Annotated in this window: 11 protein-coding genes; 4 read left to right on the top strand and 7 right to left on the bottom strand. The window is 68.8% G+C overall.

The annotated features are described in order from the left end of the window. Positions 1 to 365: 365 nt before the first annotated feature. Positions 366 to 2,627, bottom strand: coding sequence for a trypsin-like serine protease (locus AS029_RS05810; RefSeq protein WP_058231618.1), 2,262 nt, complete (start codon positions 2,625 to 2,627; stop codon positions 366 to 368). Between the two features lie 89 nt (positions 2,628 to 2,716). Here AS029_RS05810 and AS029_RS05805 point away from each other — a divergent pair, with 89 nt between their 5' ends. Both AS029_RS05805 and AS029_RS05800 read left to right on the top strand, forming a co-directional pair. Next, positions 2,717 to 3,853: an AEC family transporter gene (locus tag AS029_RS05805; RefSeq protein WP_323339356.1), complete on the top strand. Its 1,137-nt coding sequence runs from the start codon at positions 2,717 to 2,719 to the stop codon at positions 3,851 to 3,853. 68 nt (positions 3,854 to 3,921) lie between these two features. Beyond that, on the top strand, positions 3,922 to 4,473 hold the full coding sequence (locus tag AS029_RS05800) for an HdeD family acid-resistance protein (RefSeq protein WP_058231617.1): 552 nt from the start codon (positions 3,922 to 3,924) through the stop codon (positions 4,471 to 4,473). Positions 4,474 to 4,512: 39 nt separating this feature from the next. Here the strand turns inward: AS029_RS05800 and AS029_RS05795 are convergent, their stop codons facing one another. Beyond that, on the bottom strand, positions 4,513 to 6,483 hold the full coding sequence (locus AS029_RS05795; protein WP_058231616.1) for a S9 family peptidase: 1,971 nt from the start codon (positions 6,481 to 6,483) through the stop codon (positions 4,513 to 4,515). A 2-nt stretch (positions 6,484 to 6,485) separates the two neighbouring features. Beyond that, a complete protein-coding gene (locus AS029_RS05790) occupies positions 6,486 to 7,250 on the bottom strand; it encodes an SDR family oxidoreductase (protein WP_058231615.1) in 765 nt (254 codons plus the stop codon). Between the two features lie 174 nt (positions 7,251 to 7,424). Between AS029_RS05790 and AS029_RS05785 the strand changes: the two genes are divergently transcribed. Then, on the top strand, positions 7,425 to 8,237 hold the full coding sequence (locus AS029_RS05785) for a glycerophosphodiester phosphodiesterase family protein (protein ID WP_058231614.1): 813 nt from the start codon (positions 7,425 to 7,427) through the stop codon (positions 8,235 to 8,237). Positions 8,238 to 8,330: 93 nt separating this feature from the next. Continuing rightward, positions 8,331 to 8,702 carry an RNA polymerase-binding protein RbpA gene (locus AS029_RS05780; RefSeq protein WP_058231613.1) on the top strand — a complete coding sequence of 124 codons (372 nt, stop codon included), beginning with the start codon at positions 8,331 to 8,333 and terminating at the stop codon, positions 8,700 to 8,702. Positions 8,703 to 8,717: 15 nt separating this feature from the next. On the opposite strand, the gene lnt is transcribed toward AS029_RS05780, so the two are convergent. From lnt to tatA, 4 genes are all read right to left on the bottom strand, one after another. Beyond that, positions 8,718 to 10,331, bottom strand: coding sequence for an apolipoprotein N-acyltransferase (lnt, locus tag AS029_RS05775; RefSeq protein WP_058231612.1), 1,614 nt, complete (start codon positions 10,329 to 10,331; stop codon positions 8,718 to 8,720). Continuing rightward, a complete protein-coding gene (locus tag AS029_RS05770) occupies positions 10,328 to 12,811 on the bottom strand; it encodes a DEAD/DEAH box helicase (protein WP_058231611.1) in 2,484 nt (827 codons plus the stop codon). The genes lnt and AS029_RS05770 overlap by 4 nt, the downstream gene beginning before the upstream one ends. After that, on the bottom strand, positions 12,808 to 13,566 hold the full coding sequence (gene tatC, locus AS029_RS05765; RefSeq protein ID WP_058231610.1) for a twin-arginine translocase subunit TatC: 759 nt from the start codon (positions 13,564 to 13,566) through the stop codon (positions 12,808 to 12,810). Before tatC ends, AS029_RS05770 begins: the two co-directional genes overlap by 4 nt. A gap of 63 nt (positions 13,567 to 13,629) precedes the next feature. After that, positions 13,630 to 13,884 carry a Sec-independent protein translocase subunit TatA gene (gene tatA, locus AS029_RS05760; protein WP_058231609.1) on the bottom strand — a complete coding sequence of 85 codons (255 nt, stop codon included), beginning with the start codon at positions 13,882 to 13,884 and terminating at the stop codon, positions 13,630 to 13,632. Positions 13,885 to 13,973: the final 89 nt, after the last annotated feature.

Below are 13,973 nucleotides of genomic sequence, written 5' to 3'. Positions count from 1 at the left end.
GCGCCCGCTTCTTCGTGCCCGGCGCCGGCCGGCGCTCGTCGCGTGATCGTCGCCCGTCGTGCAGATCAACACGGCGTCCTCGTCATGGCGTTCTTGCGACAACGAAGTCGCCCTGCGTGATCGACATCGTCATGCTGCCCGACGTCGCGGTCGCTTCCTGCCGCTACCTCTACCAGCACCATGTGCGATCGGGCCACGTGCCCCGATCGGGAGCCGACGTACGGTCGTCGTCGCATCGGCGAGGCAGACCCGTGCACGGGCATGACATGACCCGTGATCGTCGCTTCACGAGCGAGACCCGTGTGCCGGCGATCGCCCCGGCGAGTGGACCGCCACCGCAGACGGTGACGATCCACTCGCGGGGGTCACTTGCTTCGCGCGACCGCGAACAGCACGCCTACACCGTTCGTGGACACGGTGGCGGTGTCGACCTCGCCCAGCAACTTCACCCACTCACGAGTTCCGACCTTGAGGCGATAGAGGTTGTCGTCGAGGCTGATCGCGTACACGTACGGCTCGGCGCGGTCGTCCGTCGTGAGCATCGTCTTCGCGACGCTCTCACGGTTGGGCAACTCGGGCAGTTGCCCACCGAATGTGACGTATGCGAATGCCCCGTCGTTGTACACCGCGCCGGCGCCACCTCGCGTGGAGACCGAGACATCGTCGACGGACAGGAAGGAGGGCTGAACCTCCCACGGCGTGAATGATCGTCGACCCTTCTTGAGAATTGCCTTGTACACCTGTCCGTCGTCCAACGTGACATAAGCGAACTCGTGCGTCTGCCGGGACAAAGTCAGCGAGGTCACCTGCAGACCAGCCGGAAGGGCTGGAAGCGACGTTTCCAGGCGCCCTGGTTCGAAATAGCGCAGCCCCGCCGACGTCGTGTACAACACCGCACCGTCTGTGTCTTCCGACGCGGACAGATTCGTCACGCCTTCCCCGGGAAGCGGGTAGAGGCTCCCGCCTTCGTCGAAGCGGTAGGCACGCGAGTCGGAACCCACGACATAAATGGCCTGCCCCGTGTTCGAATTCGTACCCGTGAAATCCATCCGTACGATCTTCGCGTTGTTCGGGAGCTTCGCGAAGTCGTCTTTGCCCCTCCCATAACTGACATAGAGATTGGTGCCGTCGTGATAGGCCGCGCCGCCGCTCACCCGGGACACGACGAGGTCGACGATCTTCTCTCCCGGCAGCTTCACCCATTCAGAGAACCCGCTGTCATCGCCATGCAAGACGCTCTTGTACACGCGCCCATCGGAGCCGAGGAAGTAGGCGAACTGGTTACCGCCCTGCACCCCCAACTGCAGCTTGTCCACTTGCAGACCGGAGGGAATGGCGGGGAGCTCGATCCTGGTGGTCAGCGTGGAGTAGTAGATGCCTGAAACCTCGGACGAAGACGAAGGCGGACTCGGCTTGTTCCTCCATGTCGCGGTAGAGGCGCGCAGCGCCGACGTGAGCGAAGATCCCGAGCCCTCGAGATCCAGGAACTTCATCGTCAACGTGTTCGTGTCATCGACCAGATGCAAGGGAGTGCTCGTGTCCCCCGCCACACCCAGGCCGCCCGCAACCGCATGAACGGAACCCAGCAGCGACGAGTCCGCCGCCTGACCCTCTTCGAGGAAGAAGAACTTCTGTTCCGGCGACATGGGGTCACACGGCGCGTTCACGAGCGTGGATTCGGGAATGACCTGGTCCAGGACGACACTCAGTTTCCGACCCCGCGCCAGACACTCCCAACTCGGGGTTCTGATCTGGAACGCGTTCGAACTGTCGAAGAGCAATGTGAAAGGCCGCGGCAGTCGCTCCTGCACGGCCGATTGGGATGTGTCCACCTCGACGCCGGAACCAGTCACGTTCGCCTGCAGAACGACCCGTCGCGCGTCGACCGGCGTCGAGACCGAGAGCGCGTCGCCCAGAGACGTCGTCTTCGCCACCCACCCGTACACGTCGGGCGAGATCACAACGGATTCCACATTGTCCGGAGTCCAACGAGAGGACACTGCTGTGATTCCACCGAACTGCACCAGCGGCCCGCCGGAATCGCCCCGATACACCTGGCCTCGAACGGCGGTCGTGATGACCTTCCTCGACCACGGGTACTCTCGCCAGCTCCCACCCTTGTACCACGCGACACGGTCCTCGTAGATCACGGAGAGAGGGAGGCGTCCGATCGATTCGATGGAGACATCTGCGGCTTGCTGCACCTCCGTCGGGAACGCGAAATCGAAAGCCGTCTTCCCGTACCCGTAGGCGATGGCCGGTCCTTGCGCGGCAACGGTCGACAACCGTCCGTACTGATTCAGGACCGAGGTCGACACAGGTGAGGCCAGCTTCATCAGAGCCAGGTCTTCGTCGGGATACGTCACGACCTGGGAGACGGTTCCCAACGTCTCCCACCGGTTCTTCGTGAGCGCCCTCGTCACGGTGTATCGCAGGTCGGGGCCCACACAGTGCTTGGCCGTCAGCATCCACGAGTCGGATATCATCGATCCCGAGCAGACCTTCCCGTTCCCTTCTCGGCTCGGCAGGCCCGTCACCCTGACCACCCACGGCACGGATGAATCCGTTCCGTCGACGACGGCACTCGCGGGCGTCGCAATGAGAAGGGAAGCGATCAGGGCGATCACCGCCCCAGCCACGCTGAGGAACTTTCTCCGATGTCTCCTGCGCGTCATTGCATCTCCTCTGAACATCCACGCAACTTCGACTCCAGATCATGGACGAGCAGGAGGACCTGCGAGACGGCGCCCGCATCGACACCCGGCTGAGCGCGTCTCTTCTCACCCCCGGCCCCGTTCCTGCCCGTACGGGGATCACCTTTTTGTCGCCCTACGCGCAGGCGTCGGTAGGCGATCACGGCGCGGCCGACCGGTACGCTGAGAACGATGATCCCCCGCACGGCCACCCCCGCGGCACGATCGTGACCGGCGTCCTCACCGGGTTCGCCGTCGTGGGCCTGGCCGTCGTCGTCGGCTACGTCATCGCCCGCATCGATCTGCTCGGCCCCCACGCCCGGCACGTCCTCAGCCGCCTGACGTTCTTCGTGCTGTCTCCTTTCCTGCTGTTCACCGTTCTCGCCCGCGCCGATGTGGCGACGCTGTTCTCGGCGCTGCTCCCGGTCTCGATGATCACGGCCGCCGTCATCATCGCCGTGTCCGTTCTCGTCTCGACGCTGATCCTTCGCCGTCCCGCGGGCGAGACGGTGATCGGCGCCCTGTCGGCCGGGCAGGTCAACAGCAACAACATCGGCATCCCGATCTCGCTCTACATGCTGGGCAACGCGGCGTACTCCGCGCCCGTCATCCTGTTCCAGCTGCTGCTGCTCATGCCGATCGCGCTGGCGATCCTGGATGCCGCGACCTCGGGCTCACGCAACATCGGACGCATCCTGCTGCAGACGGCGAAGAACCCGATGCTCATCGCTTCCGCCCTCGGTGTGGGCGTGGCGCTGCTCGGCGTCGAGCTGCCCCCGATCGTCTTCGACCCGCTGCACCTCATCGCCGGCGCGTGCGTGCCGGTTCTGCTGATGTCGTACGGCATGTCGCTGTACGGACAGCGGGTGCTGACCGAGCCGGGCCGCCGCGTCGACGTGGTGATCGCCTCTATGCTCAAGCTCTTCGCCATGCCGGCGCTCGCGTATCTGGTCGCGACACTCTTCGGGCTGCCTTCCGACCAGGTGTTCGTGGTGGTGGTGCTGGCGGCGCTGCCCACGGCGCAGAACGTGTTCAATTTCGCGCAGCGCTACGGCGTCGGCGAGATCCTGTCCCGAGACGTCGTCTTCATCTCGACGCTGGGGTGTCTGCCCGTGCTGTTCGCGGTGGCCCTGCTGCTCCCCCACACCGTGGCCGGGTGAGTCGCGCCGCCTGAACCCTCAGGTCTAGGGTGAGTGCTGTTCTCAGCTTTCACTCAGAATGGCTCGCCATGTCTTCCTCCACCGCGTCCAATCCCGCCATCGGAGCCGTCCGTACCGCCCTCGGGGTGAGCGGCGTCCTCTCGCTCGTCATCGGCGCGCTGATCCTCATCTGGCCGGGACGCACCGCAGAGGTCGCGGTCGCCATCGTCTCGGTGTACGTCATCATCGCGGGTCTGGTGAACATCGCCATCGGCCTGTTGTGGCGCTCCGGATGGGCGCGCCTCGGCTACATCGCGCTGGGCGTGCTGTTCATCGTCGCGGGCATCTTCTCGTTCGCGAACCTCTCGGCCACGGCCGCGTGGTTCGGGGTCTTCATCGGCACGCTCGTCGGCATCCTGTGGATCATCGAGGGCGTCGTCTCGCTCACCACCGTCGGCCACGGATCCAAGGCCCGCGCGTGGACGATCTTCTTCGCGATCGTCAGCATCGTCGCGGGCGTCGTCCTGCTCTTCTCGCCGTTGCTCGGAGCGGTCACCCTGTTCCTGCTGATCGGCGTCTCGCTGGTCGTCCTGGGCATTTTCCAGATCGTCCGCGCGATCCAGTTCGGCAAAGCTGCCTGAATCGAGGTGCCGGATGCCATGGCATCCGGTCCCCTCGCCTCACCCGGTCGGGAGGTGCCGTCTCCACCAGTCGAGCACCGCGTCGAAGCGCTGCACGCGATGCTGCGGGCGACCGGCGCGGGTGAGTTCGTGGTCCTCGCCGGGGAAGATCAGCAACTCGGCATCGGTCCCCTGCGCCTTCAGCGCGGCGTAGTAGCGGGTGGCCTGCTCGAGGGGGCAGCGGTAGTCGAGTTCGGAGTGCAGCACGAGCGTGGGCGTCGTGACCTGCTCGACCACGGCCATCGGACTCTGCGCGGTGACCAGCGACGGGTCGGTGCCGACGTACTCCTGTCCGAAGAACGAGCCGATGTCGCTCGAGCCCGGGAAGGCCATGGGGTCGAGGAAGCCCCGTTCCACGATCGCGCCGGCGAAGCGGTGGTCGTGGGCGATGACCCAGGCGGTCATGTACCCGCCGTACGAGCCACCCATGATCCCCGCACGATCGCCGTCGAGGCGCGGGTCGGCCGCGACGACGCCGTCGAAGAAGTCGATCACGTCGAAGAAGTCGAGCGTGCCCATGCGGCGGCGGATCGAGCGCCCGTGAGCGCGACCGTAGCCGGCGCTTCCTCGCGGGTTGCTGTAGACCACGGCGTAACCGGCGTCGACGAGCACCTGCGTCTCGTCGAACAGGTGCACGCCGTACGAGGCGTAGGGCCCGCCGTGGATCTGCAGGATGACGGGGAACGGCCCCTCTCCCTCGGGAGTCGCGACCCAGCCGCGCACGGGGTACCCGTCGCGGCCGGTGATCTCGTGTTCGACCGGCACGACGATCCCGGCATCGCGCGCGGCCGCGCCGAACGCCGTGAGCGCTCGCATCTCTGGCCCGTCGAGCACGACGAGTTCGCCGAACGAGTCGGGTGAAGAGACGGATGCCGCGACTCGCCCGCCCGCGACCGCGTGCCCGGAGACCTCGAGGTCGCCACCGAGCACCTGCGAGACCCGGCCGTCGCGCGAGACGCGCAGCAGTCGCAGCCGACCGCGGGTGCGATCCTGCACCAGCACGTCGCCCTCGTCGAACGACAGGTGACTGCCGACCTCGCCGAGGTCGATCGTCTCGGGGTCGGTGAGCAGACGCGGCCCATCGGAATCGAGCACGAACAGCGCGACGCCGGGTGCCACGAAATCGGTGCCCTCGTCGCCGACGTCGTTGGCGAGGAGGAACACCGCACCGTCGGGCGCGACGTCGACCGTCGCGACCGAAAGGTTCTCCGCGGTGCTGAGCACCTCGCGCTGCTCGCCGCTGTCGACCGCGATCGCGACGACGCGGTCGCGCAGGTCGCGGCGCGCGGTCTCGATCACGTCGGGCACGCTGAGCAGCTCGGCACCATCGGCCGTCCAGACCACGCCGACCCAGTTCGTGTCGCCGTGGGTCAGCTGCACGGCGGCCTCGGGGACGACGCGCTTCTCCGGCGCGTCGAGGGCCGGTGCCGGCTCGTAGAACGGCTCGCGATCGGGAGCGGGCGCGTCGACGACGAAGACCTGCGCGGGCCGATCGAGGTAGCCGAGACCGTTCGCGCGCCACCGGATGCCGGTGATCCGGCGCGGCGGCTCGGCGGTGGCATCCAGCCCCTCGACGGTGCCGTAGCGTCCCGGCTCGGGCACGCGCGCGGTGAACGCCAGCCGCGAACCGTCGGGCGAGAACGCCAGGTCGGTCACTCCCCCGGGCTGATCGGTGACCTGCACGGGTTCGCCGCCGTGCGCGGCGACGACGAACACCTGCGCGCGGCCTTTCGCATCGGAACGGAGGAACGCCACCGTGCCGTCGTCGGGAGACAGGCGCGGAGAACGGTCGGCGACCCCGCGCGTGATGCGACGCGGGGACCCCGCGGGCAGATCGACCCGCCAAAGCTGTCCGACCGCGCGATCGGCGTCGACATCGGGGCGCGAGGTCGCGAAGATCGCGAAGGCTCCCGTGGCGGCGATCGCGGGCCGACCGACCCCGATCAATGTCTGGATGTCGGTCGGCCGCATGCTCACTCGTCTCCGAACGAACCCGTGTCTCCGACGAGGCGGGTGTTGTCGGCGGGGACCGGGTCGACGGCCGCCTGAGCGACCTCGGCCGCGAATTCCGACACGTTGTAGAGCTTGCCGGCGTCTTCGCGACGTGCCGAGATGGCGCCGGGGTTCGCCCGCTCGAGCAGGGTCGCCGTGATGGTGCCCTCGATCATGTCGCCCGAGACGACGGTGAAGCCGATGCCGCGCTCCTCGAGGGCGGGGATCTTCTCGCGCAGGGCGTCTTCGCCGGCGCGCTTGGAGAGGGCGACCGGCTCGTACTCGGGCATGGTCGGGGTGGAGCGGATGAAGTGCGCCTGGTGGCTGGTGACGAAGACCACGCGGGCGTCGTCCTTCAGCAGGGGCAGAGCCGTCTCGAGCACGTTGACCTGCGCGTCGCGGTTGAGCAGCAGCGCGTAGTCCTCGGCCATGCCCGACTCCATGCCGCCCGAGGCGTTCAGCACGAGGATGTCGAGGCCGCCGAACGTGCGCTGCACCTCGTCGAACATCGCGCGCACCGACTCGGGATCGGTCAGATCGGCGCCGACCACGAGGGCCTCGACACCCAGCTCGCGCAGCTGCGTCGCGAGCTTCTCGGCGCGCGGCGCCTTGTTGCGGAAGTTGATGACGACGTTCGCGCCGGCCTCGGCGAAGTAGCGCACGGTGTCGGCGCCGATGCCGCGCGACGAGCCGGTGACGAGGGCGGTCTTGCCGCTCAGGGATCCGGACGGAAGGGTCTGAGACACGCGTTTCTCCTGACGATGAATCGGTTGCCGCCGGCCGACGCGGGCGCACACGACACCCGCCAGCCTATCGACCCCGCCGTCGCCGCTCGGTGATGCGCCCCCTCCGCGCGCACCGTGTCCAGGCCCGGAACGCGCCCGCGTCGCGTGCTACGTTCGCGATCGGAGGCCCCGATCATGAACGCATCCGCCGCCGCGCGGCATCCGTACCTCTCCCCCGACGCCCCGCGCGTGCTCGCCCACCGGGGTCTGGTGACTCCGGATGCCGCCGCGCTCGGCGTCGCCGAGAACTCCTTCGCCGCGGTCGCGGAGGCGCACGCCGCGGGAGTCGCCTACGTCGAGTCGGACTGCCACCTCACGGCCGACGGAGCGGTGGTGCTCTTCCACGACGACGACCTGCGGCGCGTCGCCGACGACCCCCGCGCGATCGCGGACGTGCGCGTCCACGAGCTCGAGGAGATCATGTCGGAGCGCGGCGGGCTGATCACCCTCGCGCAGGCCCTCGACGCGTTCCCCGACGTGCGCTTCAACCTCGACGTCAAAGCCGCGGCCGCGGCGGAGAGCGTCGGCCGACTCGTCGCCCCGCACGCGGAGCGCGTGCTCGTGACGAGCTTCTCGGATGCGCGCCGCAGGGAGGCCCTCGCCGCCGCGCGGTCGGCCGGGGCCGTGCGACGACCCGCCACCTCGCCCGGTATCGACACCGCGAAGCGTCTCGTCGCCGCCCGGGCGCTGCGTCGGACGACCCGTGTACGGGCCCTGCTGGCCGATCTCGACGCCCTTCAGCTCCCCGAGCGCCGCGGACCGATCCGCGTCGTCACCCGCGGTCTCGTGCGCGATGCGCACGCCGCGGGCGTCGAGGTGCACGTGTGGACGGTCAACGCCGAAGACGACATGGAGCGCCTGCTCGACCTGGGCGTCGACGGTCTCGTCACCGACCGCGCCGATGTCGCTCTCGCGGTGGTGAACAGACGGGGAACGACAGCTGTCTGAGCATCGTCTGTGAAAGGCGCCACGACGCCCGAGGTTCGAATAAAGCGCACAGGTGCAGACGTTATACATGGTGACCGACGAGAGGACCACACAATGGCAGACCGCAGTCTCCGCGGCATCCGACTCGGCGCCCAGAGCCTCCAAAGCGAAGATGGCGTCGTGTTCCACGACCGTGCCCAGCACACCTACACCTGCAGCACGTGCGGACGTGACACCACCCTCACCTTCGCGGCCGACGCCGAGGTTCCCGAGGCGTGGGAGTGCCGCACGTGCGGCGCCGAGGCGCTGCTGCGCATCGGCGACGGCACCGCGACCGTCGACCACAGCGGCGACAAGGCCGCGCGTACGCACTGGGACATGCTCCTGGAGCGCCGCACCCTCCCCGAGCTCGAAGAGCTGCTCGAGGAACGCCTCGCCTTCGTCCGCGCCCGTCGCGGCGCCGGTGGCGAGAAGCTCAGCGCCTGACGCCGAGAGACGAGTTCAGACGTCGGCCCCTTCGGGGGTCGGCGTCTTTCTCGTTCCCCGGGCGCGCGCGCCGACGACGACGCCGGCAAACAGCAGGGCGGCGAGACTCCCCCAGCCCAGCACGATCTTCACCGCGGGCCCGATGATCACGGCGGGGGTGAGACCGGTGCGCAGCGGCACGTCGGTGAGCATGTGCCCCGCCGTGTCGATGGGCAGCGCGTCGAGCGTCGAGCCGTCGGGTGCGATCACCTGACTGGTACCGACGGTCGAGAGGTTCACGACGGCGCGCCCGGTCTCGATCGCGCGCATCTGCGCGAACGCGAGCTGCTGCAGGTTCTCGTCGGTGCCGCGGAAGTCGGCATTGTTCGTCTGGAACATGAAGACCTCGGCGCCCTCGCGCGCGCCGTCCCACACGACGTCGTCGTAGATCACGTCGAAGCAGATCGCCAGGCCCACGTCGACGCCGTTCACGTCGATCAGGGGCACTGCGGTACCGGGGGTGTACTCCCGGCCGATCAGCCCGATGAGGTCGGGGGCGAAGGGCTCCCAGAAGGCGCGGTCGGGCACGTACTCGCCGAACGGCACCGGGTGACGCTTGTCGTACGTCGCTCCCACCTGCCCGTCGGCGGTCCACAGCAGCGAGGAGTTGAACAACTCCGACCCCCGCGCGGTGACGGCCGAGACGAGCAGCGGCGCGTCGACCCGTCGCGACAGCTCCCGCAGCACGCGCGACGTCTCCTTGTTCGCGGTGGGGTCGGAGTCCACCCCGCCCTCCGGCCACAGCAGCACGTCCATGTCCTGTCCCAGGAGCGGGGCGGATGCCGCGAGCTGCGCGTTCAGCACGGCGCCGCGGGCGCGCTGATCGAAGTAGCCCGCCGGGCCGTTGCCCTGCACCGCTCCCACGCGCATCGACCCGGCGTCGGTCGTGGGGAACTGCGGCACGGCCACGAGGGCGAGCGCGACGAGCGCCGGTGCCGCCGCGCCCAGGTGACGACCGCGGTGCCGCCCTCGCGTCGGCCGGAGCCGGACGACCTCGATGGCCGCGGCGCATACGAGCACGACGAGGAACGACAGCCCCGACATCCCCACCCACGAGGCGACCTCGGCGAACGGGCCGTTGACCTGCGAGACACCGATGCGCCCCCAGGGGAACCCGCCGTAGGGCCACGAACCGACCACCTGTTCGCGCAGCGTCCACAGCCCCGCGACCAGGGCGGGCAGCGCGACGACGCGGCCCACGACCCCCGGGGCGACACGCGGCATCCAGCGGTAGGCCAGGGCGATCGGCACGGCGAACACGGCGGTCAGCAGCGACTCGAGCACGGACAGCGCCGCCCACGGCACGAAACCGAGATAGCGGGCGGTGAAGAGCAGGTTGACCGAGAAGAACGCGGCCCCGAAGAGGAAGCCGACGAGCACGGCCGACCAGAATCGGCGGCCGACGAGCGTGATGAGCGTGAGCACCACCGCGGGCAGGGCCATGGGCCACCATGCCAGCGCCGGATAGGCGGTCACCAGCAGCAGGCCGGCGACGACGGCGAGCGGAGCAGCGAACGCCAATCGCAGGAGCGGTTCGGGTGCCGCGGCCGGCGCGGCGGCGCGTCCGCCATGTGACGGTGCGGCGCTCATGCCGAGGTGTACGCCACGATGCCCCGGCGCACGGCATCCAGCGCCGTCCGCGCCGTCTTCGCGAGCTTCGGCTCGGCCACGAGCGAGATCTGATCGAGCAGGTCGATCGTCTGCTTGGCCCAGCGCACGAAGTCGCCCGCCGCCATGTCGGCGAGGGTCAGCACGCTGTCCAGCGGCAGGCCCTTCGCCCACGCGTGCATCGCCGGCGCCAGCCCGGACGCGGGAGACTCGGATCCCGGCAGACGGTGGTCGCGCTCGAGGTCGTCGAGCTCCTGCCACAGGGTCTGCGTGGCATCCAGGGCGCCGCGGAACGCGCCGCGCGGCAGACCCCGCTCGCCCGGGCCCGCCTCGTCACGGCGGGGTTCGTACACGAGGCAGCAGGCGAGCGCGGCGAGCGAGGGGGCGTCGAGACCCTCCCAGAGGCCCTGGCGGAGCGACTCGGCGACGAGCAGGTCGCGCTCACCGTAGATGCGGCGCATCGTGCGGCCCGCGGGGGTCAGCACGGTGCCGCCGTCGTCGTCGACGGCGACGTACTCGAGGGCCGCCAGCACCTCGACCACGCGGTCGAACACACGCGCGACCGTGCCGGTGCGCTGGTCGATCTGCTGCCGGGTCTTGTCGGTGGAGCGCTTGAGCTTCCAGTACCGCTCCGCCCAGCGCGCGTGCGCCTCGCGGTCGGGGCAGGAATGACACGGATGCCGCTGAATGCGCTTGCGCAGCGACTGGATCTGGTTCTGCCGCTCGTCGCGCAGGCGCCGGGGAGCCGTCGCGTCGCGCCGGTTGATCTTCTCGAGGTCGCTGAGCTCGCGACGGATCGTGGAGTACTCGCGGAAGTCGCCGCGGTCGCACGTCATGGCCTGCTCGTAGCCGGCGAGCGACTCCTCGGCATCCTTCACCTGACGAGCCAGGCCCACGACCGAGCGATCCGCCTGGAACTGGGCGAACGACGACTCGAGGATCTCGCGGGCACGGGCGCGACCGAACTGATCGATGAGGTTCACGGCCATGTTGTAGGTCGGCCGGAAGCTGGAGTTCAGCGGATAGGTACGACGCGACGCGAGGGCGGCGACCGATTGCGGGTCGAGTCCCTCGGTGAACTGCACCACCGCGTGGCCCTCGACGTCGATGCCGCGGCGGCCGGCGCGACCGGTGAGCTGCGTGTACTCGCCCGAGGTGATCGCGACGCGCGCCTCGCCGTTGAACTTCTCGAGCTTCTCGAGCACGACGGTGCGCGCGGGCATGTTGATGCCGAGCGCCAGGGTCTCGGTCGCGAAGACCACCTTGACGAGCTTGCGGCGGAAGAGCTCCTCGACCACCTCTTTGAACGCCGGGAGGAGCCCCGCGTGATGGGCCGCGATGCCGCGCTCGAGGTTGTCGCGCCATTCCCAGAAGTGCAGCACGGCGAGGTCTTCGTCTTTGAGGGTGAAGGTCAGCTCGTCGACGATCTGACGGATCTCGACGCGCTCCTCGGCCGAGGTGAGCCGCACGTTCGCGCGACGCAGCTGTTGCACGGCGGCGTCGCACCCGGCGCGGCTGAAGATGAAGAAGATCGCCGGCAGCAGGTGATTGCGCTGCAGCAGCTCGACCACCTCGGGGCGGTCGATGCGCTCGATGCGCGGACCCTGCTGGGCACGTAGCGGTTTGTGGCCGCCGCGACGCTGATGCGCGTGACGGGGACCCCCGGCGTGGCGTTGCGAGCGGTACTCCTGCGCGCGACGGTTGTTCTCGTACCCGCCGGCGTTGCCGCCGCGGATGCGCAGCAGCTCCTGGTTGACCTGGGCGGTGGCCACTCCGGCGCGGTCGTCGAACAGCGGCAGCAGATCGCCCCGCACGAGCACGTGCTGCTCGAGCGGCACGGGCCGGGTCTCGCTCACGATCACCTCGGTGTCGCCGCGCACGGTGTCGAGCCAGTCGCCGAACTCCTCGGCGTTCGACACCGTCGCCGACAGCGACACGAGCTTGACCGACGGCGGGAGGTGGATGATCACTTCCTCCCACACCGCCCCGCGGAACCGGTCGGCGAGGTAGTGCACCTCGTCCATCACGACGAAGCGCAGGCCGCGGAGCGCCGGGGAGTCTGCGTACAGCATGTTGCGCAGCACCTCGGTGGTCATCACGACGATGCGCGCCGAGGCGTTTATGTTGGTGTCGCCGGTGAGCAGGCCGACCTCGTCGTCGCCGTACACCTCTTGCAGCTCGTGGAACTTCTGGTTCGACAGCGCCTTGATGGGCGTGGTGTAGAACGCCTTGTCGCCGGGCTCGAGCATCGCCAGGTGGATCGCGAACTCGCCGACGATGGTCTTGCCGGCGCCGGTGGGCGCGGCCACCAGCACGCTGCGCCCGTCCTCGAGGGCGTGGCATCCGGCGATCTGGAAGTCGTCGAGCTCGAAGCGCTGCATCTCCGCGAAGTCCGCGGTGTGCGGGTGCGTCGACCGGGCGCTGGCGCGAGCGAACCGCTCGGCCGGACTGGGCGAACTCACGCGATGGGCCCCGAGGCCATCTCGGCCGCGACACGACGCGCCTTGCGGCGGTCGAACAGCATCGAGAGCCCGGCCGCAGCGAAGAACAGCACGATCAGGATGCCGGCCAGCATCAGCATGCTGACCACGTCGGCCGCGGGGGTCGCGAGCGCCGAGAACACGGTGGCGATGAGGATGGCCACGCGCCATCCCTTCAAGATCGCCTTGCCGCTCATCACTCCCGCGACGTTGAGGGCGACGAGGAAGACCGGCAGCACGAACGAGACGCCCACCACGATCAGCAGTTTGAAGACGAAGTCGTAGTAGTCGACGGCGTTGTAGAAGTTCACGCCGCCCTCGGGAGTGAAGCCCCACATGAGCTCGATCACGTGCGGCACGATCAGCAGGCCCACCCAGCAGCCAACGAAGAACAGCGGCACGGCGGATGCCACGAACGAGACCGTGTAGCGGATCTCTTTGCGCGTGAGTCCGGGCATGATGAACGCCCAGATCTGCCACAGCCAGACCGGTGCCGACAGGAAGATGCCGATCGAGAAGGCGATGCGCATGCGCAGATCGAACGCCGACGTCACGGAGGTGAAGTTGAGCGCGGAGAAGTCGTCGCCGCGACGCTCCGCGATGACGCGGATGGGTTCGGTGATGAGGTGGATGATCGGGTCGGTGATGACGAAGGCCACCACCATGCCCACCACGAGCGCCGCAGCCGCCCACATGAGGCGTTTGCGAAGCTCGACCAGGTGCGCCCCGATCGACATGCGCTTGTCTCGCCGCGGTCCCTCGGGTACGTCGATCCGCGGCGGTCCGGCCGTGGCCACCGGTTAGACGGTGGGGTCGTTCGACCTGCGCTGCTCCGGCGCCACGGTCGGAGACGTGCCGGCGTCGGTCGGGCGCGGGGCATCCGAGGACTGCGCCGCGATCTCGTCGTCGCGCTTCATCTCCTTCATCTCGCTCTTGAAGACGCGTGCGGACTGACCCATGCTCTTCGCGAGCGCCGGAAGCTTGGCGGCGCCGAAGAGCAGCAGGATGACCGCGAGGACGACCAGCAGGTGCCATCCGGTGAGATTGCCGAACATGTGGACTCCTCGTCGTTGTCGGGCGTGACATTCAGTCTAACCCGGCGACCTCTTCACGGGCCGTGAAGCGAAGCCGGTCGGTGCACCGG

Source organism: Microbacterium enclense, from assembly GCF_001456955.1.
Lineage (GTDB): Bacteria > Actinomycetota > Actinomycetes > Actinomycetales > Microbacteriaceae > Microbacterium > Microbacterium enclense.
This window is presented reverse-complemented; position numbering and strand designations above follow the sequence as displayed.

Coding starts and splice junctions, on each gene's coding strand:
- AS029_RS05805 (WP_323339356.1), top strand. CDS start 2,717: ATGGACGAGCAGGAGGACCTGCGAGACGGCGCCCGCATCGACACCCGG.
- AS029_RS05800 (WP_058231617.1), top strand. CDS start 3,922: ATGTCTTCCTCCACCGCGTCCAATCCCGCCATCGGAGCCGTCCGTACC.
- AS029_RS05795 (WP_058231616.1), bottom strand. CDS start 6,483: ATGCGGCCGACCGACATCCAGACATTGATCGGGGTCGGTCGGCCCGCG.
- AS029_RS05785 (WP_058231614.1), top strand. CDS start 7,425: ATGAACGCATCCGCCGCCGCGCGGCATCCGTACCTCTCCCCCGACGCC.
- AS029_RS05780 (WP_058231613.1), top strand. CDS start 8,331: ATGGCAGACCGCAGTCTCCGCGGCATCCGACTCGGCGCCCAGAGCCTC.
- lnt (WP_058231612.1), bottom strand. CDS start 10,331: ATGAGCGCCGCACCGTCACATGGCGGACGCGCCGCCGCGCCGGCCGCG.
- tatC (WP_058231610.1), bottom strand. CDS start 13,566: ATGTCGATCGGGGCGCACCTGGTCGAGCTTCGCAAACGCCTCATGTGG.
- tatA (WP_058231609.1), bottom strand. CDS start 13,884: ATGTTCGGCAATCTCACCGGATGGCACCTGCTGGTCGTCCTCGCGGTC.